The following is a 24,309-nucleotide window of genomic DNA, read 5'->3' on the forward strand; positions in this document are numbered from 1 at the left end:
AAGTTTTACTCTCTTAAATCATGGCTATTCCAAAAAACAAAGAAGAATTGCAAACTGCAATCAAAACCAATTACAGTAAGCTCAAAAAAGAGTTGTCTAAAACTCCTGAAGAATCCACCACAATTCCAAATTTACAGGGGCATGCAAAAGATACATTAATAAGCATTAACAATCTTGTTTCTTATTTAATAGGATGGGGAGAATTGGTGCTAAAATGGAACACAAAGAAAGAACTAAACGAAACGGTCGATTTTCCTGAAACAGGTTACAAATGGAATGAATTGGGAAAACTGGCACAAAAATTCTATAAGGATTATGAAAAAGACGACTTTAATACCTTATGCACTAAACTAAACAATACCGTTCAAAAGATTCTTTCTTTAATTGAAGAGAAATCTAATACCGAATTATATGAAACCGCTTGGTATGAAAAGTGGACATTAGGCAGAATGATACAATTTAATACGGCATCTCCTTACAATAATGCAAGAGGCAGAATTCGCAAGTGGAAAAAAGAAAACAATATTTTATAATTTCAATTAAGAAAAGACAAATTTAGAAACATACAAAATCCCTTTGCCCATTAACCACAACAATAAAGCAAGTCCCAATAATTTCCAAGCCCAACCTCTTCCTCTTTTCCAATTTGAGAAAAAAGAAAAAACTTCCATATACTTTATTATTACAAATAAGGTTGATCCTATAATGGCAAACCAGATCACTTCGTATAAACCAAAATAAAAACCATACAGAAAAACCGCACCAAGAAAAAGGAACGTTACCAATTGTATAAAATAATAATTTCTAAAACTGTATTTATGATTCATTTTTAATGACAGTATTAAAAATGAAAAAATCTCCAAACTTATGAATGCCGCAATAACATTATAAAAAACAGCACTCCATTGCAGCACAAGAACAATAGTCAAAACAACCGCTACAACTGTACATGCGGCTAGAGAATTGACACTTCTTTCTCTATATACTTCATTCTTAAAAGGAAATAAAATTGGATACATAAATTTTTCCAATGTACGCCAAAACGGTAAAGCATAAATTGCAGCAATTGCTGAAACCACAATTTCGTAGTTATAAAAAATATCTGCAGGAACTTTATACAATACATACCAAAGAGCCAATGTAACCAAAACAGCTGGCAGACATATTGTTTTTATGGTCTCCCACGGATCTTTTCCCCAGAAATTACTTCCGATCTCAAAAACGTATTTTTTAACCCAATATTCTCTAGTAAACAAAGCCGTTGACTGACTCCACAATAAAAATAATCCTAAATGAATAATTACTGTTCGCACTACAAAATCCTCAACAGAAACAGCATAAAAGATACAAGCGAGTCCGATTACCAGCAATTCAAAAGTCAACAATAAGGGAGAAAATAAATATCTTAAAACAGGCTCTAAACGCTTGAGAAGAAATCCAATCCATAAACTCCAATATTTTTTAAAGAGCGCGATAACCGCACAAATAGCTATAAAGGCCGACAAATAAAACATCCAGTTCGTAAACAATTGAGTCTGCATCCAAATTTGAACTCTGGAGTTTTTTTGAGGTTCGTAGATTACTTTGGAATTTTCAAAAATCTGCTGCGCTAATTCATCTCTCGTTTTAGAATCAAACTCTGGAAACAATCTTTTGTTTTCCTCCCAAAATTGATCTGTTTTAAAGCCATTCCTTTTTAGAACTTCAAATTCATATAAAGTTTTTTTCTGTTTTTCATTTAAAGAACTTAAATGACTTACAATATTTTCCGAAGGAGTATTTGCATAAGTGCCAAGACAGCACAACAAAAACAATAATAAAATCTTTTTCAAACTTTTTTATTTAAAGAGGCTAAACAAATGTAAGTTTTAAAGTCTTTCCAAAAAAGCTATAGAAATAAAAAAACCCGATCATTTCTGAACGGGTTTTTTATAAAAAGTAATCTTAAATTATTAAGCCTCGAAAGGAATAATAGATACATAAGATTTGTTATCTCTTTTCTTTTGGAACTTAACAACTCCAGCAACTCTTGCGTGAAGAGTGTGATCTTTACTAATGTAAACGTTTTCACCTGGATTGTGTTTTGAACCTCTTTGTCTAACGATGATGTTCCCAGCAATAGCAGCTTGTCCACCATAAATCTTAACGCCTAAACGTTTTGATTCTGATTCTCTACCATTCTTCGAACTACCGACACCTTTCTTGTGAGCCATGACGTATGAGTTTAAATATTGTTATTATTCTTTAGTAGCTTCTTTTTTTGCTTTTGGAGCTGCTTTTTTAGCTTTTGGAGCTTCTACTTCTTCAGTAGCTGCTTCTTCTGCTACAACCGCTTTTTTAGCTGCTGCTTTTTTAGTTCCTCCTGCTGCAGTAATACCTTCAATTACAATTTGTGTAAGATATTGTCTGTGACCATTTCTTTTTTTGTATCCTTTTCTTCTTTTCTTTTTGAAAACGATAACTTTATCACCTTTTAAGTGTTGTAACACTTTAGCTTCTACTGAAGCACCTTCTATAGCTGGGGCGCCTAAAGTTACATTTCCATTATCATCTAATAAAAGAACTTTGTCAAAAGAAACTTTTGAACCTTCTTCATTAGCTAAACGGTGAACATAAACCTTTAAGTCTTTGCTTACTTTAAATTGTTGCCCTGCTATCTCTACGATTGCATACATATCAAATTGATTTATTGAATTTTAAGGTTGCAAATATACAACTAATAATTTACTATGCAACCCATACAAGCAAAAATATTTTTACCCGAAAAAACCTTGTTTTTCAAGTAGTTCTGCACATAAAATAGAATTAATTTAAAGTAAAAGATTGTTAAAATCGTATTTATTTAAAAACAAATCTACAATTCGTAATTAAAAAAAACTATTTTTGATGTAACCAAAATCAACTCTTATCTACCTACTATATGTTGATATTTTAAAATTATTAATCTTTATGAAAAAATCAGTAATGATGTTAAGTGCTGCATTAATGCTTGGCGGAGTGGCTCATGCCCAAAAAGTAGCTTTCGAAGAATACGACTTAGACAATGGCCTACATGTCATTTTACACAATGACCCTTCTGCCCCTGTCGTTATCACTTCGGTAATGTATCATGTGGGATCAAAAGACGAACGTCCTGACAGAACTGGATTTGCTCACTTTTTTGAACATCTATTATTTGAAGGAACCCAAAATATAAAACGTGGGGAATGGATGAAAATTGTTACTGCAAATGGAGGCGTAAACAACGCCAACACATCTGATGACCGAACTTATTATTATGAAGTTTTTCCTTCTAACAGTTTAGAACTTGGTTTATGGATGGAATCTGAAAGATTAATGCATCCTATTATTAATAAGATTGGAGTTGACACGCAGAATGAAGTCGTAAAAGAAGAAAAAAGAATGCGTTATGACAATCAGCCGTACGGAAATATTCTTCCTGAGGTTAAAAAGAACATGTTCAAAAATCATCCTTATAGATGGACTACAATTGGTTCTATGAAAGATTTGGATGCCGCAACTCTTGAAGAATTCCAAGCTTTCAATAAAAAATTCTATACTCCAAATAATGCCGTTTTGGTCGTTGCAGGAGATTTTGAAAAAACAAAAACCAAAGAATGGATTCAGAAATATTTTGGACCAATTCCAAAAGGTGAAGAAGTTAAAAAACAAACCTACACAGAAGAACCTATAAACCAAACCATTAAAGCAACTTACGAAGATCCGAATATTCAGATCCCAATGATTGTGGCTTCTTATAGAACACCTTCAATGAAAACAAGAGATGCAAGGGTTTTAGATTTAATTTCTTCTTATTTAAGTGATGGAAAAAGTTCTAAACTTTATAAAAAAATAGTTGACGACAAAAAAATGGCGTTACAAATTGGCGCAGTAGGATTTAGTCAAGAAGATTATGGAATGTACATTCTTTACGGCCTACCAATGGCACCATACACCATTAATGATATTTTAAAGGAAATGGATGAGGAAATTGTAAAAATCCAAACCGATCTTATTTCCGAAAAAGATTATGAAAAATTACAGAATAAATTCGATAACAATTACGTAAATGCCAATGCAAGCGTAGAAGGAATTGCAGAAAATCTGGCTTCTTATTATCTTCTTTACGGAGATGTCAATTTAATTAATACCGAAATCGACATTTACCATTCTATTACGAGAGAAGAAATTAGAGAAGTTGCCAAAAAATACCTGAATCCGAATCAGCGTTTGATTTTAGATTATGTTCCTACTGCCAAATCTCAAAACTAAGAATATCGAATCATGAAAAAAATATATCCTTTTTTAATCCTTATTTTCCTAACTGGAATTATGCAAGCACAAGATCGTCCACAACCCAAACCAGGAAATGCCCCAGTAGTCAACATCAAAAAACCGCAGACCTTTGTTTTAGCAAACGGAATGAAAGTTTTAGTTGTTGAAAACCACAAATTACCTAGAGTGAGCTATACACTTACTTTAGATAATGCTCCGTTTACTGAAGGCAACAAAAAAGGGGTTGATGAATTGACCAGCAGCTTAATTGGAAACGGAACTAAAAAAACAACCAAAGAAGCTTTTAACGAAGAAATTGATTTTTACGGAGCTAATATCAACTTTACTTCTCAAGGCGCCTATGCAAGTTCATTGTCAAAATATTCTGGCCGCGTTTTAGAGCTTTTAGCAGAAGGTGCTTTACAACCTAATTTCACTCAAACTGAATTTGATAAAGAAAAAGCAAAACTTTTGGAAGGTCTTAAAGCCGACGAAAAAAGCGTTCCTGCCATTTCAAACCGAGTAGTTGACGTTTTGGCTTTTGGGAAAAATCATCCGGTAGGAGAATATCTTTCTGAAGAGACTGTAAAAAATGTAACTCTTGCAGATGTCCAAAACAATTACAATACTTATTTCGTTCCAGAAAATGCTTATTTAGTTATTATTGGAGACGTCAAATTTAAAGAAGCAAAAACTGCTGTTGAAAAATTATTCAGCGGATGGAAAAAGCAGACTGCACCAAAAAACACTTACCCAACTCCAGTAAATGTTTCGAGCTTACAAATCGATTTTGTTGATGTTCCAAATGCGGTTCAATCTGAAATTTCATTAGTAAATACGGTAAATTTAAGAATGAACGATCCAGATTTTTTTCCTGCCGTTATTGCCAATCAAATTCTTGGAGGCGATTTTAATAGCTACTTAAACATGAATTTACGCGAACAGCACGCTTGGACTTATGGAGCAAGTTCTAGCATTGGGAGCGGGAAATATGTCACTAAATTTAAGGCTTCATCTGCTGTTAGAAATACGGTAACAGATAGCGCTGTTGTTCAATTCGTTAAAGAAATAAAGCGAATTAGAACAGAAAGAGTTGATCCAGAAGTTTTAAGAAATGTAAAAGCAGGCTATATTGGAAGATTTGTAATGCAAGTTGAAAAACCGCAAGCTGTTGCGCGTTACGCCTTGAACATTGAAACAGAAAAACTTCCTGCAGATTTCTACGAAAAATACATTCAGACCATTAACAATGTTACTGCCGATGATATTTATCGTGTGGCCAACAAGTATTTCTTGTTAGACAATATGCGTATCGTAATAGTTGGCAAAGGTTCTGATGTACTTCCTGGTTTAGAAAAATTACAAATTCCGATTCATTATTTCGACAAATACGGAAATCCAGTTGAAAAACCTGCTACAAAAAAAGAGGCTCCTAAAGATGTTAGCGCAAAAACGGTTTTTGAAAACTATATTAACGCAATTGGTGGAGAAAAAGCTGTTACCGCAGTAAAAACATTATACATGAATGGCACAACAACTGTTCCGCAGGCCCCTAATCCATTAACGTTTACCTCTAAATTAGATTCGAAAGGAAAAATGATGGTTTCGCTTTCTATGGGAACTATGAATTTAATGAAACAGGTGGTTAACGAAAAAGGTGCTTACGTTGAACAGCAAGGCCAAAGAAAAAACCTTGAAGGTGAAGATTTAGCCGAAATGAAAGCTAATGCCGCTCCTTTTGAAGAATTACAACTTGTAAAAAGAACAGACCTTAAAGTAGAAGGAATTGAACCAATTAACGGAAATGATGCTTACGTAATTAAAGATGGCAAAACAAAGTATTATTACGACGTTAAATCTGGATTAAAAACAGCCGAATCTAAAGTTCGCGAACAAGGCGGAAAATCAGTTGAACAAATCACTAATTTCAATGATTATAAAGAAGTAAAAGGCGTTAAAGTTCCTTTTAACTTAGTTCAGAATGTTGGTTTTGAATTAGATATTAAGATGTCTGATATTAAGATTAACGAAGGGGTTTCTGAGAAAGATTTTCTTTAAAAGATGCTAAGTTCTGAGATACTAAGATACTAAGTTGCTAAGGGCCTAAGACTTTAAGGCTTTGTCAAAGTTTAAAACTTTGACAAAGCTTTTTTTTATTCATTACGTTTTGTCAGGCTAAGCGACTCCGCGATATTAGAAAAAAACTCTCTTTTGTTAGGCTGAATGAAGTCGAAGCCCCACCCCTATTGGAACGCCTTTCTCCCCAAGCCTCGGAATCGCTCAGGGAGACATTCGCATCAAATCACATTTTACATTTTACAAGTAACATTTCACAATTCAAATCACTTCTTAGCCGACAAATAAACTCCAATTAAAATAATAAAAGCGCCAACAGATTGAATTGGCGTCAGGAATTCATTATCTAAAAGTCCCCAGAAGAATGCTACGATCGGAATTAAATATGTCACAGATGTTGCAAAAACTGGCGATGACATCTGAATCAGCTTGAAGAAAAGAATGTTGGCGATTCCTGTCCCAAGAACACCTAAAATCGCTACAAAAAGTATAGAATGCTGTGTTTCTGCAAAATGTATTTTCTGACTGATATCGGTTGTACTTAAAATGATTAATGCAGGTAAAAGTAAAACTGCAAAATTTCCTGTTGTAATACTTACAGAATTTAGATCGTGAAGATATTTTTTAATTAGATTTACGTTAATAGCATAACTAAGCGTTGCAATAACAACCAATAAAACATAGAGGTAATTTTGAGTTCCACTTGCAGAATCTCCGCTTAAAACCAAAAGCAGACAACCTACAAGTCCGACAAAAACGCCTAAAACCTGTCGTTTTTGAAACTGAATCCCAAATGCTATAATTCCTAGAATCAAAGTGTTTAATGGCGTTAACGAATTTAAAATCGCAACTATCGAACTATTAACCTGAGTTTCTGCAATAGCAAAAAGATAAGCCGGTATAAAAGTCCCGAAAAGCGAAGTTATGGCGACAAATTTCCATTGGCGGCGCGAAATCTTTTTCAGACTATTAAAACCCACAATCAATAAAAACAAAGCAGCAAAAATAATTCGGAACGATCCTACCTGAACAGCACTTAAGCCAATCAATCCTTTTTTTATTAGAATAAAAGAGCTTCCCCAGATAAGAGAAAGTATCGTTAAGTAAATCCACTTTAACTGTTTTGTTTCCATAAATTGTTATTTACTGCAAATTTGTAATTATTTTACGGACTAAGCATTCTCTTTTTATTAATTTTGCAAGAATCTTATTCGCAATTTTTAAATTTATATATAATGAAAATTTCAAAAATCTTATTCGCTGCAGCAATCGCTGGTTTAGTATTTGTTGGCTGTAAAAAAGCAGAAGACAAAAGTCTTGAGGTTGTAAATGCAGAAAAAAGTGCTCCAAAAGAACACAAACCTATTGCTGCCGAAAATCTTCAAACAGCAAGCTTCAAAATTGACGGAATGACTTGTGCTATGGGATGCGCAAAAACAATAGAAGAAGAATTAGCTAATCTTGACGGCGTTGACAAAGCAACAGTTGATTTTGACAAAAAAACTGCAACGGTAAGTTTTGACAAAACAATCCAAAACTCAGAATCTTTAACAAAAGTGGTTCAAGAAACTGGAGATGGGAAAACATATAAAGTTTCGAATTTTAAATCGTAAACAGATCAATTACAATAAAAAAAGGAATCCGATTTGGATTCCTTTTTTTATTTCCATTTCAACGTTTCCATCAAACGCTGCATATCATTTTTAACGTAACTCGCGGCAGGCATAATCGAGTCGAAATTTGGTTTTGCATAAAAATACACAGAACCTATTAAAAAATGTTTTGTGCTATCTGTAACGTAAAATTGAGAGTTTGTCGCTGCATTTCCGTCAACTTGATAAAACATTCCGTAAACCTTTTTCTGCGGATTTAAATACGGCTGTTCCAAAATATCATCGGCTTTAATAACGTGTTCGTAAGTCAGTTTTTGTGCATCACGCAATAACTTATCAATATTTCCATTTACTGGCTTATATGTCAAATAAATCGTTGCTTTCATCTTTGGATACGTGATTGCAAATCCGCATTCTTTCTCTCCTTTGATGATTGCATCTTCATTCATTTCGAAAGCAAACGGACAATTGTTTTCAAAATTCACATATTTTGCTTCCGGATAATCTAATCGCAGGTAACTTGCTGGTTTTGGCAAAACATCATTTTTACAGCTTATAACCGTTAGAGCAAGCAAAATTGCTGTTATTGAAAGTATTTTATTAAACATTTTTATTTATTGTTACTTTTATTTGTTTTACACGCTTTTTATCAACTGTTTCTACAGTGAAAATACAGTTTTCAAAAGGCACTTTTTGATCTTTTTTCGGAAAATTACCCAAAATCTCCAGAATGAATCCGGCCAATGTTTCGGCTTCTCCTTTATGAGCTTCAAAGACATCTTCATCGACATCTACAATTCGATAGAAATCTTTCAGGTTTATTTTTCCTTCAAAAAGAAAATTATTCTCATCGATCTGCGAGAAGTTTAGATTTTCATCGTCAAACTCATCACTAATATCACCAACAATTTCTTCGATAACATCTTCTAAAGAAACTAATCCAGAAGTACCTCCATATTCATCAACCACAATGGCTAAATGGCTTTTTAAGCTCTGAAAATCCTTTAGCAGATTATCTAATTTTTTATTCTCAGGAACAAAAAAGGCTTCTCTAATCAAAGAAGTCCAGTCAAATTCTTCTTTCTCAATATGAGGCAATAAATCTTTTACGAAAAGTACGCCTTCAATCTGATCGATATTATCTCGATAAACCGGAATTCTCGAAAAACCTGTTTCTATTATTTTAGGATAAATCTCCGCAAATGTTTCTGATATTTCCAATGCAAAAATATCAATTCTCGGACTCATTACCTGTTTTGTATCTGTATTTCCAAAAGAAACAATTCCTTCTAGAATTTTCTGCTCTTCTGTAGATGTTCCTTCCGAATCAGTAAGTTCCAATGCCTGAGAAAGTTGATTGACAGAAAAATTACTTTTTTGCTTTCCTAATTTATTTTGAAAATATATAGTAACGGCACGCATTGGCAAACTAACCGGAGAAAGCACTTTGTCTAAAAATGCCAGCGGATACGCAACTCGCTTAGCAAAACGAATACTATTTCTGCTAGCGTAAACTTTAGGAAGAACTTCGCCAAATAATAAAATTAAAAAAGTAACTAAAATTACCTCTAGAGTAAACTTAAAGGCTGGCGAACTTATGTTGGCAAAAATATTTTGCCCTATATAAGCGAACAGGATTACTACACCAATATTAAAAAAGTTATTCGCAACCAATAAAGTTGCCAAAAGTTTTTTAGGCTTTTCTAGTAGATTCGAAATAATTTTACCTTTTGCTGGACTATCATTTAAAGAATCATCTATGTCTTGCTGCGATAAAGAAAAAAGAGCTACTTCAGCACCAGAAACGATTGCTGAAAGAAATAATAAAATAAAAATTCCGACGAAACCAATAATTAAATTGGCGTCAAGATTTGTAGAAAAAAGTAAACTGGGCTCTGGGTCCAAATTGCATAAAATTAGTTAAACATCGCTTAAAAGGGCAGATCGTTAATTGGAAGCCCTTCAGGAGCATCAAAGTTAGTGTTTTTTGCCGACTCTGTATCCTGGTTTTGTTTAGTATACGCAGTTTCTTTTTTAGTTGTCAGGAAAGTAAACTCCGTTACCTGAATTTCGGTCGTATATTTTGTCGTCCCATCTTCTGTTTGCCACTGGCGAGATTTTATTCTTCCTTCGACATAAATTTTGTCTCCTTTAGAAAGATATTTTTCGCAAATCTCTGCGGCTTTATTACGCACAACCAAATTATGCCATTCTGTAGAAGTTATCTTTTCATTAGTCGTTTTATTGATATATACCTCATTGGTAGCCAGCTGAAAACGTCCGATGCAGTTTCCTCCATCAAAATAATGCATCTTTACATCATCGCCTAAATGGCCAATAAGCATCACTTTATTTAATGTTCCGTTCATAGTTTTGGTGGTATTTCTCCCAAAGATACATTTTTTTAGCAATTTATTTCTTGCTTTTCTATAAAATTATACAACACAATAGGAAAAGGAAAAGTTTTCAATTTTTGAGCATCTACTCCGTTTTCGACTTCCTCTTTCACTTTAATTTTCCAAAATTGAATATGCAAATGTTGGTGCGAAAGCTTGTGTATAAGCGTCGATTCGTTGCAATCTTCTATACTTATAATAGTATACTTTGTAAAAATTTCATTTTTGACTGCTTGAGAAATCTCATCAAAATCAACAATTGATTGCGTTTCCAATAACGGAAACTCATATAAATTATGCCAAATTCCTTTTGCAGTTCTTTTTTGAATTAATGTGTTTCCTGAAGCATCTTCTAAAATCAAATAATTAAAGTAACGATTGGTCACTTTTACCTTTTTTGACTTAACAGGAAGCATATTTACTTTTCCTTTTTGCAAAGCAGCACAGCTTTCGTTAAAAACACAAATCGCACAATTAGGACTTTTAGGAACACATTGCAGCGCACCAAACTCCATTATGGCCTGATTGAATATCGCTGGATTATCTTTAGGCATTAATTGCTGTGCCAAAGCGGCAAACTCTTTTTTGGTTGCAGGAAGCGCAATATCAGATTCAATATCAAAATAACGAGCCAAAACCCTAAACACATTTCCATCTACAACAGGAACCGCTTCATTATAAGAAAAAGAAGCTATTGCAGCAGCTGTATATTCGCCAACACCTTTGAGTTTTAGCAGCTCTTTATAAGAATCAGGAAAAACTCCATTTAAGTCATTAGATATATATTGAGCCGTTTTATGAAGATTACGAGCGCGAGAATAATACCCCAGACCTTGCCAAAGTTTCAAAACTTTCTCTTCTGAAGCATCTGCTAAATGTTTTACAGTAGGAAATTCCTGAGTAAATGAAAAAAAATAAGGCATTCCTTGCGCAACTCGCGTCTGCTGAAGCATGATTTCTGAGAGCCAAATCTGGTACGGATCGACCGTTTTTCGCCACGGTAAATCACGCTGGTGCTGTAAATACCATTTTATCAATATGTTATGAAAATCCATTGCAAAATACTTAGATTGCAAAAGTAAATGTTTATGTAATTAAAATTTAACGAATTAGCTTGATTAATTATTTTTTTAATTCCTATATTTGCAAACTCAAAAAAATAGTACACCATTTATAAAATAAAATAGGAAAGAAAATGACGAAAGCAGATATCGTAGCGAAGATTTCAGAGAAGCTAGGTCTTGAAAAAGGAGACGTTCAAGCAACAGTAGAAACTTTTATGGAAGAAGTTAAAACTTCTTTAGAGACTGGAGACAATGTATACCTTAGAGGTTTTGGTAGTTTTATCGTTAAAACTAGAGCTGAAAAAACTGGAAGAAACATTTCTAAAAACACTACTATTAAAATTCCAGCACACAACATTCCTGCTTTCAAACCTGCAAAAGTTTTTGTAGAAGGAGTTAAAACCAACAACGAAGCAAAATAATATTAATTAACATAAATCTGACACAATATGCCAAGTGGTAAAAAAAGAAAGAGACATAAGGTAGCTACTCACAAACGTAAAAAAAGAGCGAGAGCTAACCGCCACAAAAAGAAAAAGTAGTTTTAAACTACTTTTTTCTTTTTAAACGTTCATTGAAATTGAAAATTAGTATTCAGTCATCAGTTTTTAGTCTTCAGTCTACTGATTACTTAGAACTACAAACTGCAAGCTGATTTTCCCCGGGTTCAATACCTGTTAAAATATTGTTTAATCCATCTGTAGATAAGATTTTAGATTTTAGACTTAAGATTTTAGATTTTTATTAATCTATACTCTTCTCTCTTTTTCTATTTTCTGAAAAAACAGATAAAAATTTACAGTGTGAATAAAGAATTAATCATTAGATCTAGTTCTGAAGCAGTAGATTTTGCCTTATTAAAAGATGGAAAACTAATTGAATTACACAAAGAAGAAGAAAAAAGCAACTTTCAGGTTGGTGATATTTTTATTGCCAAAATCAGAAAACCAGTTGCTGGACTTAACGCCGCTTTTGTAAATGTAGGCTTCGAAAAAGATGCCTTTTTACATTATCACGATTTGGGTCCAAATCTAGCTTCTCAGCTGAAATTCATAAAACTTGTAAGCGCAGGTAAATTAAAAGATTTCTCCCTAAAAACCTTTCAGTTTGAAAAAGAGATTGACAAAGATGGCATCATTACTGATATTTTAAGTGCCAATCAATCTGTCTTAGTTCAAGTAGTTAAAGAACCTATATCAACCAAAGGCCCAAGAATAAGTGCTGAGCTTTCTCTTGCCGGAAGATTTATTGTTCTAGTTCCTTTCTCTGACCGTGTTTCTATTTCTCAAAAAATAGAGGACAAAAAAGAAAAGGATCGTCTAAAAAAACTTGTTCTATCGATCAAACCTAAAGGATTTGGTGTTATTGTTCGTACAGTAGCCGAAGGCAAAAACGTAGCCGAATTAGAAAAAGATTTGCAGAACCTGCTTGGCAGATGGTCTGCAATGTGTAAAAAATTACCAACTGCTCATCATCCATCAAAAGTATTAGGAGAGCTTAATAGAGCTTCTTCGATATTAAGAGATGTATTTAATGATACCTTCAGTGGTATTCAAATAGATGATGAAGAGTTGTACCATCAAACGAAGGAATATTTGCAAGAAATTGCACCTTCAAAACAATCGATTGTTAAGTTTTATCAATCAAATGACACTCCCATTTTTGAGAAATACAATATAGAGAGACAAATCAAAACTTCTTTTGGCCGAACTGTTTCCATGAGCAAAGGTGCGTATCTTATTATAGAACACACTGAAGCGTTACACGTTATAGACGTAAACAGCGGAAACCGTTCTAATAAAGCGACCAACCAAGAAGACACAGCCATGGAAGTGAATATGATTGCCGCAGCAGAAATCGCACGACAACTTCGTTTGCGTGATATGGGCGGAATAATCGTAGTTGATTTTATCGATATGTCTAATCCAGAAAACAGGAAAGTTTTGTTCGACTTCTTGCGAGAAGAAATGAGCGACGATAAAGCAAAACATAAAATATTACCGCCGAGTAAATTTGGTTTGGTCCAGATTACAAGACAGCGCGTAAGACCAGAAGTGAATATCAAAACCAGAGAGGAAGATCCTAACAAACATAATGGTGAAATTGAAGCTCCAATTTTAATCATTGATAAGATCACCGCTGATTTAGAAAGACTTTTAAAAACCCACAATAAGGTTGTACTAAACACACACCCGTTTGTGGCTGCATACCTCAGTAAAGGTTTTCCATCATTACGTTCAAAATGGTTTTTTGAACATAAGAAATGGGTGAAAATCATACCTCGTGACGCTTACACGTACTTAGAATACCATTTCTATGATAAAAAAGGAAATGTTATTTCAGAATAAATCAAAAACCGCCTTTCGTGAGATTGGCGGTTTTTTTGTGCTTTTTTATAACTTCTTTTATGTCTTATACTAACACAAAAAAAGCTTATGCGTTTACAAAATATTTATATTTTAAAGTAAGTTTATATAATCTTTAAAAGATAATAAATGAAAATTGTTACGACTTATAGTTTTGAGAAAAAAAAATATGCCATTTACCTTCTTATAACAATCCTTTTTTTGCTTTCTTCGAAAGTGGCTGCGCAAAACGATACTCTCTTTTTTGATAAACAATGGAAAATATCTACCAAAGAAGTTGCTTTTTATTACAGAATTAAGCCTTTAAAAATAAAAACAAAAGATGCTTTAGGATATAAAATAAAGAATACTGACTCTCTTTTTACAATTAACGATTACTATTTAAATAGCAATAAAATACAATTTCAAGGCTATTCTAAAGATTACAATGGTGATTATTTAGTTGGGAAAGCAAAATGGTATAATGAAAACGACGACACAATTGAAACGAGAGAATTTGACTACAGAGAAAACAATGCTACACCAAAATTTAGGATTCCAGATTGGCCTATACTTTATTTAAATTATTCAATTGCCAACAAAAGTCTTTTAACTGCAGGTATGGAATTTTGTTTAGTTTGCCATACTGACAACAAACTCTTCATAGGTGCTGGGTACGGAATTACAAACAGCTACAATGACAAATATTATGGTCTTCCAGATCTTCATTTATCATTTAATACAGAATATTTTCTATTTTTAAAAGCTGGGAGTTCTACTAAAAATGCATATGCAATGGGAGGTGTAACCTTTTTAAACATGATAGATTTAGGCTTAGGTTATTCACTTTCATATAACAAAGAAAAAATTCCAACTTATGAGGGATTTACCACTTCAATTACGTTCCGATTTACAAACAATAAAAATGTATATGGCAAATTCAAAATCATGTAATAAATTCATTATTCCTTGACAATTTCAATTTTTCTTCTAATTTCATTTCCAGAAGCATCTACAACTGTTATGTAATGTATTCCTGTTGTTGGCGTAATAGGCAGTTCATGAAAAGTTTTTGTTGTTGCTTTATAAACATCATCAACATACCAAAATAATTCTTTATCTCTTTCAGAATACGCTACTTTCAAAATTACGGGCTGTATGTTACTGTTAAAATCCTTTGTTAAATATATTTTACTATTCGCTTTCGGATAAATAAAGTCCATTGTAGTAGTTTGCGTTCCTTCGCATCCTTCTTTAAATGGCGGTAACGGCAAATATTCAATATGCTGGCTTTTATAATACCAAGCCATAACAGGAGGCAGTACAAACCAGTTTCTAGTCACAATATTATCGATACTCTCACAGCTGCTATTAACCTGAAATTGCTCTGTTTTATCCAAATGAATGGTTCTATGATACGGACAAACCTTAGTCGATTTACCTTTTTTAGAGACCCATTGTTTAATTTTTGGGCAATTTTCTTTTGCCAGATAACCGCTTAAACGGCAAACCTCAACTTCTGCTAAATCATTATACGGAGTATCAAACCATCGTTGTCTTGGCAATAAATTAAAAACGTCAAATAAAATTGGTGCAGCGCTCGTAACTCCAGTTAAAGTTGGCCTTCCTTCTCCTGTTGCATTTCCTACCCAAATTCCAACTACATATCTTGAATTGGTTCCAATAGCCCACGCATCACGATTTCCGAAACTGGTTCCCGTTTTCCATGCAATTTTAAGCGAACTGTCATAAAACTTCCAGGCTTCATCTCCTTCCGGCCTATTAACTTCTTCCATCGCATTATACGTTAACCAAATTGATCCAGCACCCAAAATATTCTTCTGGTCGGTTTCTGAGCCAAAATCCGATTTAAAATCATTTTTATAATTGAGTTCGGTAAATTCGTTACTACGATATTTACTTTTATTTTTAGTGTAATAATTGACCGTAGACGAAAGATTTGCATACGTGCGGCATAAATCCCATAAATTACTTTCAGCACCTCCCAAAATAAGCGATAGCCCATAATGATCGGGAGTTTTATTTATGTTTTTTAATTTAAATTTTTGAAGTTCTTCGTAAAACTTGTTTACAGTAAATTCCTGAAGCATTAAAACCGCAGGAATATTCAACGAACGTGACAATGCACGATTTGCAGGAACAGCGCCATCAAAAGTTAAATTGAAATTTTGAGGCGTATATCCAGAAATCTGTGTTGGTATATCAGCTACTAAAGTATTGGGCAGTAATTCGCCATCATCCAACATTGCTCCATACAAAAGTGGTTTTAGAATACTTCCTGTACTTCTTGGCGAATCAACAATATCTACGTCTTTTTGATGATCTGCATCTGCCGGAGAATTTCCAACATAACTCATTACATTTCTACTCTGAACATCAATAACCAAAATCGCCAGATTATGAACCTCATTCTGTTTATACTGGTTGTAATAATATCTTGCAATTTGATTGACACGATTTTGCAAGGCATAATCAATAGTAGTTTTTACTCTTGTTCCTTCTTCATTTTTTGCAACTCTCTGTAATAAATGCGGAGCGATTTGAGGCAAATCATACGGTTTTTGAGGCAATGGTTCTTCTACTGAAAGTTCGTACGTCTGCTTATCGATAATACCTTCCTCATGTAGTTTTAGTAAAAGTCGGTTTCTTTTGTTCAATAATTTTATCTGGTTTTTCCCCGGATAAATTAAACTTGGCGCATTGGGTAAAACAGCCAAAACTGCATTTTCTGCCCATGATAACTGATTGGACTGCACTCCAAAATAGCGCCATGAAGCCATTTCCAATCCCACAACATTTCCACCAAAAGGCGCATGTGCAGCATACATTTCTAGAATTTCATTTTTAGAATACCCTAATTCTAATCTCGTGGCGAGAATAATTTCTATTATTTTTTCAAAATACGTTCTGTTTTTTCCTTTTCGGGATAATCGAATAACCTGTTGTGTTAAGGTACTTCCTCCTCTGACCACTTTTCCTGCTTTTCGGTTTTGCTTAAAAGCATTAATCATCGCACCAGGATTGAATCCGGGGTGTTTATAGAAATACTCGTCTTCAAAATACACAATGCATTTTTTAAACTTATCTGGAACGCTATCTTGTGCTGGAAAACGCCATTGTCCGTCACGGGCAATTTTAGCTCCAAGTAATTCTCCTTCTTTGCTTTCAATTACGGTTGAATAAGGTTCTTTGAATAACGTTCGAGGTATCGAAAAATAGTAAATCAGCAAGAGCAGAAATGCAATTGCTGATTTTATTTTATTTCTTTTTATCCAGTTTAGAATGCGCTGAAAGAACGCTTTTAATTTATTTTTCAATGCTTGTTTTTTTTAACCGCAAAGGCGCTAAGTTATCGCAAATTCACAAAGTTTTTTTTTGCTCGCAGATTCAGCAGATCTTATTTTATCTGCTTGATCTGCAAAATCTGCGAGAAACTTTTTTCCTAAGTTTGCAAAGTTTTTGTCACAGATTAAAGGATTAAAAAAGATTTTGAAATCTGTGATAATCTGTGCAATCTGTGGCTAAAAAAAATTATTTCACAACCTCAACCCAGAATCCTTTTGTTCTGGCTAAGAATGTATTATCATACATCGCTTCACATTGTAATCCTGGCAGGTAATAATTCCCTAAATACGATGCATTTAACAGGATTCTAAATACTTTAGTTTCTCTAGCTTTCATTCCGAAATAGAAATTAGTTCTGTCATCTCGAATATCAATATAATCTGCAATGTTGTTTACAGCATCTCCATAATCGGTAAAACGAGTGTTTACAATTTCGAATCCTGAAGGCAGAATTTGAGATAACGCTACGTTTTGAACGCTTTCTCCTCTTTGGTTTTTAATCGTAACCTCGGCCACAAATTCAGTTCCCTGATTAATTCTTGAAACATTGATTACGCTTCCTTTTCTGTTTTTGAAAACAATAGAAGCCGTAACATCACTTTGAACCGCATTTTCTTGTCCGATAGGCAATATTCCGGTGTTCAATACACGAACATAAACTGTATTGGCTTTATTGTTTTTCAACGTAACGCTATTTGTTCCAGAAGCAACAGACAAACTGCGATCAGCAACCGATTTACCTGTATTGATTGTCTCTCCTTTTCCGTTTTTACTAAATTGGATATTGATTCCTTTCGGACCATTACTCACCGCAAATTTCGACATTGCATACAAACAATAAGCCGTTGTCTGCGTACTCATCCATTGATTGGCTGACATTTCTTTAGCTAATTTTGTTGCAGTAACAAATGCTTTTTGTTTCTGATCTAAAAGAAGCATCGTTTCTAAAGCCATTGCTCGGTTTCTTTCACTTGAACCATAATAGTAATAGCTGTAGCCATCTGAACTTCCATCAATGCTGGTTTTCAGGAACAAACTTTGCCCAGCCGATTTCTGACCTGCTAAAACATAAGCTGCGGCTAAGCGAAGCATACTTTCATTCGAAATGCCTTTTGTTTCTCTCAATCTGTTCATTGCTGATAAATCAGCATTTCCTGCTAAAGCTAAAGTATATAAACGATATGCCTGAGCCAGATCATTTCCGTATTTTGGTTCAAAACGCCATTGTTTCGCTTCTTTCTGCTGATACGACAGCCATTTCGATTTGAAATTAATTGGCAGTACATATCCTTTTTTCTCTGCTTCAATTAAGAAATGTCCAGCATAAGAAGTTCCCCAATCATCTGCAATTGCATTTCCTTGCCAGTACGGCATTCCGCCATTTGATAATTGGAAATTACCCAATCTGGCAATTCCGGCTGCAATATTTTTCTGAATCAGATCTTTGCGTTTTGCATCTATATCGGCCACATCGCCTAAATACAATTGTGGGAAAACAGATGAAGTCGTCTGTTCTACACATCCATGTGGATATTGAATCAAGAATTGCAATCTTCCATTCAAATTCATTGATGGCATTGACGAAACTTCTAATCTGGCTTTGTTGCTTCCTGCAATTCCGAAAGTATTCCATGAAATTGTCTTCGTACTATTTGGCGTTAAAACAACATCTGTAAAAGTACTCGTAACCGGATTTGGATTCGTCATGTCAATTTCAACATCATAAGTTGATCTCTCACTTCCAAATGTTGCTATTACTTGAACTTTTGCAATTCCTGTTGCAGAGCCTACAACCAAGTTAAAATAAGCCATTTTCTCATCTGGCTGTGCAAAACTTAGCTTCTGAACCGGACTTCCCATTACTTTCAATCCGTTGCTGGTTTTTACCTGAATTGAAACATTTTTAATTTTATTTTCAGTTGCAAAAACAGTTACAGGAAGTGTTACTTTCTCTGATGGAGAAATCTTTCTAGGCAACGAAGCCAGCACCATTAAAGGGCTCTTAACTTGCGTTGCTTTTTCGACGCTTCCGTAAGCGCTTGTATTCGCATCACCCGCTACTACCATTGTTCGAACAGAACCAATATATTTTGGAAGCTTTAAATCATGCGATTTCGTTTCTCCTTTTCCTAATTTAAATGGTCCATAATATAACACTACAGGTTTAAAACGGTTGGCTTTTTTAGCTTTTCCACCACCTAAATCCTGGTCACCACCAATACTAAAAATCTGATTTATTTTTCCGCCATAAGCGCCAATTACATCATCGTACACGTCCCAAGTTTTTACTCCTAAAGCTTCACGCACATAGAAACTATCCCACGCATTTGGTGTTTTAAAACGAGTTAAATCTAAAAGACCTTCATCTACAACTGCGATTGTATAAGTCATTTCTTTACCTGATTTTTCACCCACTTTAACCGTAAATGGCTGTTCTGGTCTTAATACATCTGGCATAGTAAGAATTGGTGACAAAATGGTGTTTTTATCTACGACTTCGATTGGCACAATTCCGTACATGCGAATCGGAGAATCGTTTTTAGTCGAAGCATGAGGCTGTAATAAGGTGATATTGAAATATACATTTGGCGCCATCGCTCCCGTAATTGGAACCTCTACTTTTGTTTCTCCATTTTTAGTTTCAGCCCAAATAGTCTGTACAACTCTCGATCCGTTTTCAATTGAAATTAAAGCACGGCCACCTTCACTTGAAGGGAAAGAAATCTGTGCTTTTTCTCCAACAGCATAATTCTTTTTATCGGTAGAGAAAACTAACATATTGGCTGTTGAAGCATCTCTATTACGTGTTTTTCCAGACCAGATTGGCCAATCGATATTTACGGTTAAAGATGTTGCATGACCATCTTGCTGATCGGCGACACGAATTAAATAACGTCCCCATTCTTCATCTGTCAAGGCAAACTGGAAACTTCCTTTTCCACTTGAATCGGTATTGATGACAAAAGTTTTGTATGAAGTTGTTGCATTCGACGAGTTGTAATTTGATAAATTATCACTCGAAGAATCCCACCACCATCTCCAGTCTACTTTATAAACTCGTACTTCGAGATTACGAACCGATTTTGGTCTTCCGTTTTCGTCAACTGTTACAACATCAAAACGATTGTTTGTTCTCGTTTCAAGCATGCTGTATTTATTCAGTTCCGGCGTTTTTAAACCTACATAGGTTTTGTATGGAGAATAGGTCGTTGACATCACATCTGTACTAAAATCTCCTCCTTCTTCGTACACTTTTGTAATGAATGAAGCACGAAGCATTCCGGGTGCCTGACCTTGTAATCTTGGCTGAATGTTTACTGATGCTTTTCCGCTTTCATTTAATTTGCCAGAGAAAATATTAATTTCTTCTGTACTGAATTGACGTGCTAAATCATCAAAAGTATATTTTTCATAACCTTTAAAAGTCGTGCTTTGTTGAGAGAATTTAGCCTGCATTTCTACATTCAAATTCTTAGCAATTGCACCGTGAAGCCATGTTACCTCAAGATTGTCTGTATTTGGATACGAAGCCGAAAGTGTTTTTCTGCTAAATGTATTCTTGATTTTTAAACGATTTGGTTTGATGGTTTCAATCTTAATGTTCTTATAGAATTTAGCTCCACCAACACTTACCATTGCTTCCCAGTTTCCTGTTGGTGCATCTTGATTTGTTGGCACTATAAAGGCATAATGATTTAAATCATTCGTTTTTTGAACAGTCTGATAAACCGTTTTACCGTTCGGGTCGTTTAATCTGAATTTAATTGGATGTGATTTTGGAAGTTTATTCGCGGCATCATTCAAAATAAATGACAGATACAAATTATCTCCCGGACGCCAAACGCCTCTTTCTCCATAAATAAATCCTTTCAGTCCTTTTTGCAAAGTTTCACCTGCAACATCAAAATTACTTACAGATAACGAAAGTCCATCGTCTAACTTCACATAAGTCGACTGATCGCCTAAAGTAACAATGGCAAAATAGGCAAATTTATCCAATTGGAAAGATGCAATACCTTCACTGCTGGTTGCTTCTGTCGCTATTTTTTGCTGTTGGTAATTGTATAAATCTACCCTTGCATTTGAAACAGGTTCAGTTGTAACGATATTATTTACCGCAAATAAATATGATTTGTTTTCTCCTCTTTTGGCAATAACTCCTAAATCTGATGCTAAAATATTGGTTGCAATTCTAGCGTTGTAATAGTAAGAACCTGTACACGGATCTTGACTTTCTCTCCAGTCATAATCATCATAATAATAGTAATCGTCATAAGAGTTTCCGCTGTAGTTTACGTCGTTTTCATCAACTTCTTCTTCCTCGGCTTCATCATCGCTATTGTCTGATGTTTCACATTTATAAAGCGAATATTTCTTTTTATAAACAAATTCAACTCTGTAAATTGCTCCTGGTTCTGGTTTAATGATCTTAGATAAATCTAAGGCATACGTATTCCATTTCGCCAGATTTACGAGCGTACTTTCTTTTAAATTTAAAGTGGTTTTAGCAATTGGCTGTGCGACTTTTTTAAGATTTTGCCCGCCATTTAATTCATTGTATTGAAGAAATTGCAGAATATTATTTTTATAAATCTTGTATACTTTTACATCTACAGCACTTAGATTTACAGCTTCAAAATTCAGTTTTAAATTGTTGGAACTTGGCAAAATTGTTCCATTTTTAATAAAACGAATGTTTGGTTTTATCTGGTCAAAAGAAATTTTCTCGCTGTAATTGTTTTCCAGTTTTTTACCATATTGGCTCTCGATTCCCTGAAAAACTTCCAATAATAGTTCGCCCGTAACAACTTGTTCTGGTTCTTCGTCTGGTACATATTCAAAGGCTTCTTCTACAACTGCCACGGCTGAATCTACAGCAACAGCAGCTGAGTCAACCATTACCGCAGCCGAATCTACTGCAACTGCAACTGGTTCTTGCACAGCTACTGCTACAGGCTCTTGTTTTTTAGAAGCATTTTGGTTTGTAAAATATACTTTAAGTAAATTTCCTTGGGTAGAAAATTTCAGATTATTGGTGTTTTGAATCGAAACCAATCCCGCAAAATCTTGACCTTTTTCTAAAGGCTCAGAAAAATTAATTAAAACCTGCTGATTGTTTCCGTCTGGAACTTCAACTTTTATAACTTTAAATTCGTTGATGCTCGTAATCGGGAAATCGATTTGTCCTTTTTGATCAATGTCAAAATCATTTCCGTCATAGATAATTTCTAAATTAGAAGCTTCCGATTGACGCTGAATACTGTCAATTATAAAACGAAATTCTTTAGCAGGGCCAGCTACTTTCTCAAATTTAATTTTAAGATTATTACCTTTCTGCTTCGCTTCAACAAGCTTTTGAGCGGTTTCCAAATCAATATTGTCGGCTGTTTTTAAAACACAGTTTAAATATTGGTATTCTTTGCTGTACGATTGAATATCACCCGTATTGATGGTAAAATCTTGCTTAACCGTTTTAACTGTAAAGTTGAATTTTGACAGCTCCTTTTCTTTCTCTTTCGGAATGGCAGTCAGTTTATCTAAGTTTAAAGTAACCTGATATTCTGTTCCCATTTTTAGTTTTTTCTCCGGAATAAAAGCTACCGTGTTTGTTGAAAGCGCTATGACTTTTCCGTGAACACTTGGCGAAATGTCAAACAAATCGTCATCTAATTCCTGATTTGGCTTCCAGTCGTTTTTATCGAAAGCCAAAACCACACGAATGTCAGAATCCGAAGAAACAATTCCGCCCGTAAAACTGGTAATGTAATCTTTAAATAGTGAAAAATCTGAATTGAAATCTGCTGCTGATTTACGCCCGCAAGATTGAAAAATAAAAAACACAAAAGATACGAGAATTAGTCCTTTTACTTTCACCTTTAATTAGAGTTAATTGGTTAATAAACTAAGAATTTAATACAATTTACCGTCAAAAGCCTTAACAGCAAAAACGTAATTAAATTATTATAAAAGTAAAATATTTTCCGAATCCTTTAAGAAGAAAATTCTCTAATATGATTATTTAACTTTTGTTGAAGTTTTATCATTGCTCTCAAAGCTCAGAACCTAATTTTGATATAACTTTATCCATTTCTAAAAAGTGTTCTTCTGTACCCGATGAATAAAAAATTTGATTGTTACTCATTACTATAATTACATCATCATCATGATTTCCATAGAAATTTATTCCATCTGCCCATTGCGTAAAAGAAACAATTTTATTTTTATAATTCGTAGCAATAAAGCGAAAACCTTCATCGTCTATTTCGTAAAAACAATCAGAAGTAAACCCTAACGCAAAACCAGCCTGAAGATAAGCCATTGCAGTAAAAAAGTCTGTCAAGTTCTCTGTTTCCAAATTCCATTCTTTTTCATCATAACTCATGTAAACTGGCGGATTCGTTTTTGACAAATCGTCTTTATGAATTCCCCAAACACAAGCCCGTTGATTTTCATAGTAAAAAATCAAATAATCATTGTGCTTAAAATATTGAAAACGTTCTGGAACAATCAATAAATCTTGGGTCTGATTTAAATTTTGAATTTTCCCCAATTCATTATAGTAATCAACAAAAACTGCTGGAAGATCTCCAAAAATATCTCTTATAAGTTGAATTTCATTTTCGGTAAAACCATTGGGTTCTGTAATGCCAAAAAGCTTTTTTATTTTTGAAAAATCTGTCATGGTATATTGGAATTATTTACGTCTTTCAAGAAAGAATCGTTTCATCAAATCTGCAGCTTCATTAGCCATCACCCCAGAAACGACAGTCGTTTTAGGATGCAGCTTTGTTCCCATATTGATAAACCCACGTTGTTCGTCTCTTGCGCCAAAAACAATTTTAGAAATCTGGCTCCAGTACAAAGCGCCCGCACACATTTGGCAAGGTTCAAGAGTGACATAAAGGGTACAGTCTTTTAAGTATTTTCCGCCTAGAAAGTTTGCTGCTGCTGTGATAGATTGCATTTCAGCATGAGCTGTAACATCATTTAATAATTCGGTTAAGTTATGACTGCTTGCAATTACTTTATCTGCAACGACAATTATAGCGCCAACAGGAATTTCGCCTCTTTCAAAGGCTTTTTCTGCTTCCTGCAAAGCTTTTTTCATAAAATATTCGTCTGTAAAAGGATTTATCATAATTGCAAAAATAGGATTTTAGAACTTATTTTTATT

General features: G+C 34.1%; 19 protein-coding genes. 7 read left to right on the top strand and 12 right to left on the bottom strand.

Annotation, left to right across the window (positions count from 1 at the left end; all coding sequences use genetic code 11):
• The first annotated feature begins 20 nt into the window (after positions 1-20).
• Positions 21-533 carry a ClbS/DfsB family four-helix bundle protein gene (locus tag SOM12_RS10340; RefSeq protein WP_320493374.1) on the top strand — a complete coding sequence of 171 codons (513 nt, stop codon included), beginning with the start codon at positions 21-23 and terminating at the stop codon, positions 531-533.
• Between the two features lie 6 nt (positions 534-539).
• On the opposite strand, the gene SOM12_RS10345 is transcribed toward SOM12_RS10340, so the two are convergent.
• From SOM12_RS10345 to rplU, 3 genes are all read right to left on the bottom strand, one after another.
• Positions 540-1,832: a hypothetical protein gene (locus SOM12_RS10345; protein ID WP_320493375.1), complete on the bottom strand. Its 1,293-nt coding sequence runs from the start codon at positions 1,830-1,832 to the stop codon at positions 540-542.
• Between the two features lie 120 nt (positions 1,833-1,952).
• Positions 1,953-2,213: a 50S ribosomal protein L27 gene (gene rpmA / locus SOM12_RS10350; RefSeq protein ID WP_012023622.1), complete on the bottom strand. Its 261-nt coding sequence runs from the start codon at positions 2,211-2,213 to the stop codon at positions 1,953-1,955.
• 24 nt (positions 2,214-2,237) lie between these two features.
• Entirely contained in the window at positions 2,238-2,675 is a 438-nt protein-coding gene (gene rplU / locus SOM12_RS10355) for a 50S ribosomal protein L21 (protein ID WP_073412831.1), read from the bottom strand.
• A gap of 274 nt (positions 2,676-2,949) precedes the next feature.
• On the opposite strand from rplU, the gene SOM12_RS10360 reads away from it, so the two are divergent.
• Together SOM12_RS10360 and SOM12_RS10365 are read left to right on the top strand one after the other, a co-directional pair.
• Positions 2,950-4,272, top strand: a complete 1,323-nt coding sequence (locus SOM12_RS10360; protein ID WP_095928027.1) for a M16 family metallopeptidase — start codon at positions 2,950-2,952, stop codon at positions 4,270-4,272.
• A 12-nt stretch (positions 4,273-4,284) separates the two neighbouring features.
• The gene (locus tag SOM12_RS10365) at positions 4,285-6,333 is read left to right on the top strand and encodes a M16 family metallopeptidase (RefSeq protein ID WP_172426840.1); all 2,049 of its coding nucleotides are present in this window, start codon (positions 4,285-4,287) and stop codon (positions 6,331-6,333) included.
• Between the two features lie 284 nt (positions 6,334-6,617).
• Here the strand turns inward: SOM12_RS10365 and SOM12_RS10370 are convergent, their stop codons facing one another.
• A complete protein-coding gene (locus tag SOM12_RS10370; RefSeq protein ID WP_095928029.1) occupies positions 6,618-7,484 on the bottom strand; it encodes a DMT family transporter in 867 nt (288 codons plus the stop codon).
• A gap of 102 nt (positions 7,485-7,586) precedes the next feature.
• Between SOM12_RS10370 and SOM12_RS10375 the strand changes: the two genes are divergently transcribed.
• Positions 7,587-7,964, top strand: a complete 378-nt coding sequence (locus SOM12_RS10375) for a heavy-metal-associated domain-containing protein (RefSeq protein ID WP_320493376.1) — start codon at positions 7,587-7,589, stop codon at positions 7,962-7,964.
• 47 nt (positions 7,965-8,011) lie between these two features.
• Here SOM12_RS10375 and gldD read toward each other — a convergent pair whose 3' ends face one another.
• From gldD to mutY, 4 genes are read right to left on the bottom strand one after another with little or no spacing between them, the layout of a single operon-like run.
• A complete protein-coding gene (gene gldD, locus SOM12_RS10380) occupies positions 8,012-8,572 on the bottom strand; it encodes a gliding motility lipoprotein GldD (RefSeq protein ID WP_320493377.1) in 561 nt (186 codons plus the stop codon).
• Positions 8,565-9,869: a gliding motility-associated protein GldE gene (locus tag SOM12_RS10385; protein ID WP_320493378.1), complete on the bottom strand. Its 1,305-nt coding sequence runs from the start codon at positions 9,867-9,869 to the stop codon at positions 8,565-8,567. Before SOM12_RS10385 ends, gldD begins: the two co-directional genes overlap by 8 nt.
• A gap of 26 nt (positions 9,870-9,895) precedes the next feature.
• Entirely contained in the window at positions 9,896-10,333 is a 438-nt protein-coding gene (locus SOM12_RS10390) for a single-stranded DNA-binding protein (protein WP_095928033.1), read from the bottom strand.
• 35 nt (positions 10,334-10,368) lie between these two features.
• Positions 10,369-11,415, bottom strand: coding sequence for an A/G-specific adenine glycosylase (gene mutY / locus SOM12_RS10395; protein WP_320493379.1), 1,047 nt, complete (start codon positions 11,413-11,415; stop codon positions 10,369-10,371).
• 140 nt (positions 11,416-11,555) lie between these two features.
• Between mutY and SOM12_RS10400 the strand changes: the two genes are divergently transcribed.
• The 3 genes from SOM12_RS10400 to SOM12_RS10410 all read left to right on the top strand — a co-directional run bounded on the left by SOM12_RS10400 (position 11,556) and on the right by SOM12_RS10410 (position 14,723).
• Positions 11,556-11,846, top strand: coding sequence for an HU family DNA-binding protein (locus SOM12_RS10400; protein WP_007805026.1), 291 nt, complete (start codon positions 11,556-11,558; stop codon positions 11,844-11,846).
• 381 nt (positions 11,847-12,227) lie between these two features.
• Positions 12,228-13,772 (top strand): Rne/Rng family ribonuclease, encoded by a 1,545-nt coding sequence (locus SOM12_RS10405; RefSeq protein WP_248729267.1) that lies wholly within the window; start codon positions 12,228-12,230, stop codon positions 13,770-13,772.
• Positions 13,773-13,919: 147 nt separating this feature from the next.
• The gene (locus SOM12_RS10410; RefSeq protein WP_253251751.1) at positions 13,920-14,723 is read left to right on the top strand and encodes a hypothetical protein; all 804 of its coding nucleotides are present in this window, start codon (positions 13,920-13,922) and stop codon (positions 14,721-14,723) included.
• A gap of 8 nt (positions 14,724-14,731) precedes the next feature.
• On the opposite strand, the gene pbpC is transcribed toward SOM12_RS10410, so the two are convergent.
• The 4 genes from pbpC to SOM12_RS10430 all read right to left on the bottom strand — a co-directional run bounded on the left by pbpC (position 14,732) and on the right by SOM12_RS10430 (position 24,273).
• Entirely contained in the window at positions 14,732-17,107 is a 2,376-nt protein-coding gene (gene pbpC, locus SOM12_RS10415) for a penicillin-binding protein 1C (RefSeq protein WP_320493380.1), read from the bottom strand.
• Between the two features lie 214 nt (positions 17,108-17,321).
• Positions 17,322-23,009: an alpha-2-macroglobulin family protein gene (locus SOM12_RS10420; RefSeq protein WP_320493381.1), complete on the bottom strand. Its 5,688-nt coding sequence runs from the start codon at positions 23,007-23,009 to the stop codon at positions 17,322-17,324.
• A 175-nt stretch (positions 23,010-23,184) separates the two neighbouring features.
• Entirely contained in the window at positions 23,185-23,817 is a 633-nt protein-coding gene (locus SOM12_RS10425; RefSeq protein WP_320493382.1) for a hypothetical protein, read from the bottom strand.
• Between the two features lie 12 nt (positions 23,818-23,829).
• Positions 23,830-24,273 (bottom strand): nucleoside deaminase, encoded by a 444-nt coding sequence (locus SOM12_RS10430; protein WP_320493383.1) that lies wholly within the window; start codon positions 24,271-24,273, stop codon positions 23,830-23,832.
• Positions 24,274-24,309: the final 36 nt, after the last annotated feature.

Origin of the sequence: Flavobacterium sp. CFBP9031, from assembly GCF_034044945.1 — a bacterium.
In the GTDB taxonomy this organism is placed as follows: domain Bacteria; phylum Bacteroidota; class Bacteroidia; order Flavobacteriales; family Flavobacteriaceae; genus Flavobacterium.

Excerpts from the sequence above, each read along its gene's own strand:
- SOM12_RS10340 (WP_320493374.1), top strand. The coding sequence starts at position 21 with ATGGCTATTCCAAAAAACAAAGAAGAATTGCAAACTGCAATCAAAACC.
- rpmA (WP_012023622.1), bottom strand. The coding sequence starts at position 2,213 with ATGGCTCACAAGAAAGGTGTCGGTAGTTCGAAGAATGGTAGAGAATCA.
- rplU (WP_073412831.1), bottom strand. The coding sequence starts at position 2,675 with ATGTATGCAATCGTAGAGATAGCAGGGCAACAATTTAAAGTAAGCAAA.
- SOM12_RS10360 (WP_095928027.1), top strand. The coding sequence starts at position 2,950 with ATGAAAAAATCAGTAATGATGTTAAGTGCTGCATTAATGCTTGGCGGA.
- SOM12_RS10365 (WP_172426840.1), top strand. The coding sequence starts at position 4,285 with ATGAAAAAAATATATCCTTTTTTAATCCTTATTTTCCTAACTGGAATT.
- SOM12_RS10370 (WP_095928029.1), bottom strand. The coding sequence starts at position 7,484 with ATGGAAACAAAACAGTTAAAGTGGATTTACTTAACGATACTTTCTCTT.
- SOM12_RS10375 (WP_320493376.1), top strand. The coding sequence starts at position 7,587 with ATGAAAATTTCAAAAATCTTATTCGCTGCAGCAATCGCTGGTTTAGTA.
- gldD (WP_320493377.1), bottom strand. The coding sequence starts at position 8,572 with ATGTTTAATAAAATACTTTCAATAACAGCAATTTTGCTTGCTCTAACG.
- SOM12_RS10390 (WP_095928033.1), bottom strand. The coding sequence starts at position 10,333 with ATGAACGGAACATTAAATAAAGTGATGCTTATTGGCCATTTAGGCGAT.
- mutY (WP_320493379.1), bottom strand. The coding sequence starts at position 11,415 with ATGGATTTTCATAACATATTGATAAAATGGTATTTACAGCACCAGCGT.
- SOM12_RS10400 (WP_007805026.1), top strand. The coding sequence starts at position 11,556 with ATGACGAAAGCAGATATCGTAGCGAAGATTTCAGAGAAGCTAGGTCTT.
- SOM12_RS10410 (WP_253251751.1), top strand. The coding sequence starts at position 13,920 with ATGAAAATTGTTACGACTTATAGTTTTGAGAAAAAAAAATATGCCATT.
- SOM12_RS10425 (WP_320493382.1), bottom strand. The coding sequence starts at position 23,817 with ATGACAGATTTTTCAAAAATAAAAAAGCTTTTTGGCATTACAGAACCC.
- SOM12_RS10430 (WP_320493383.1), bottom strand. The coding sequence starts at position 24,273 with ATGATAAATCCTTTTACAGACGAATATTTTATGAAAAAAGCTTTGCAG.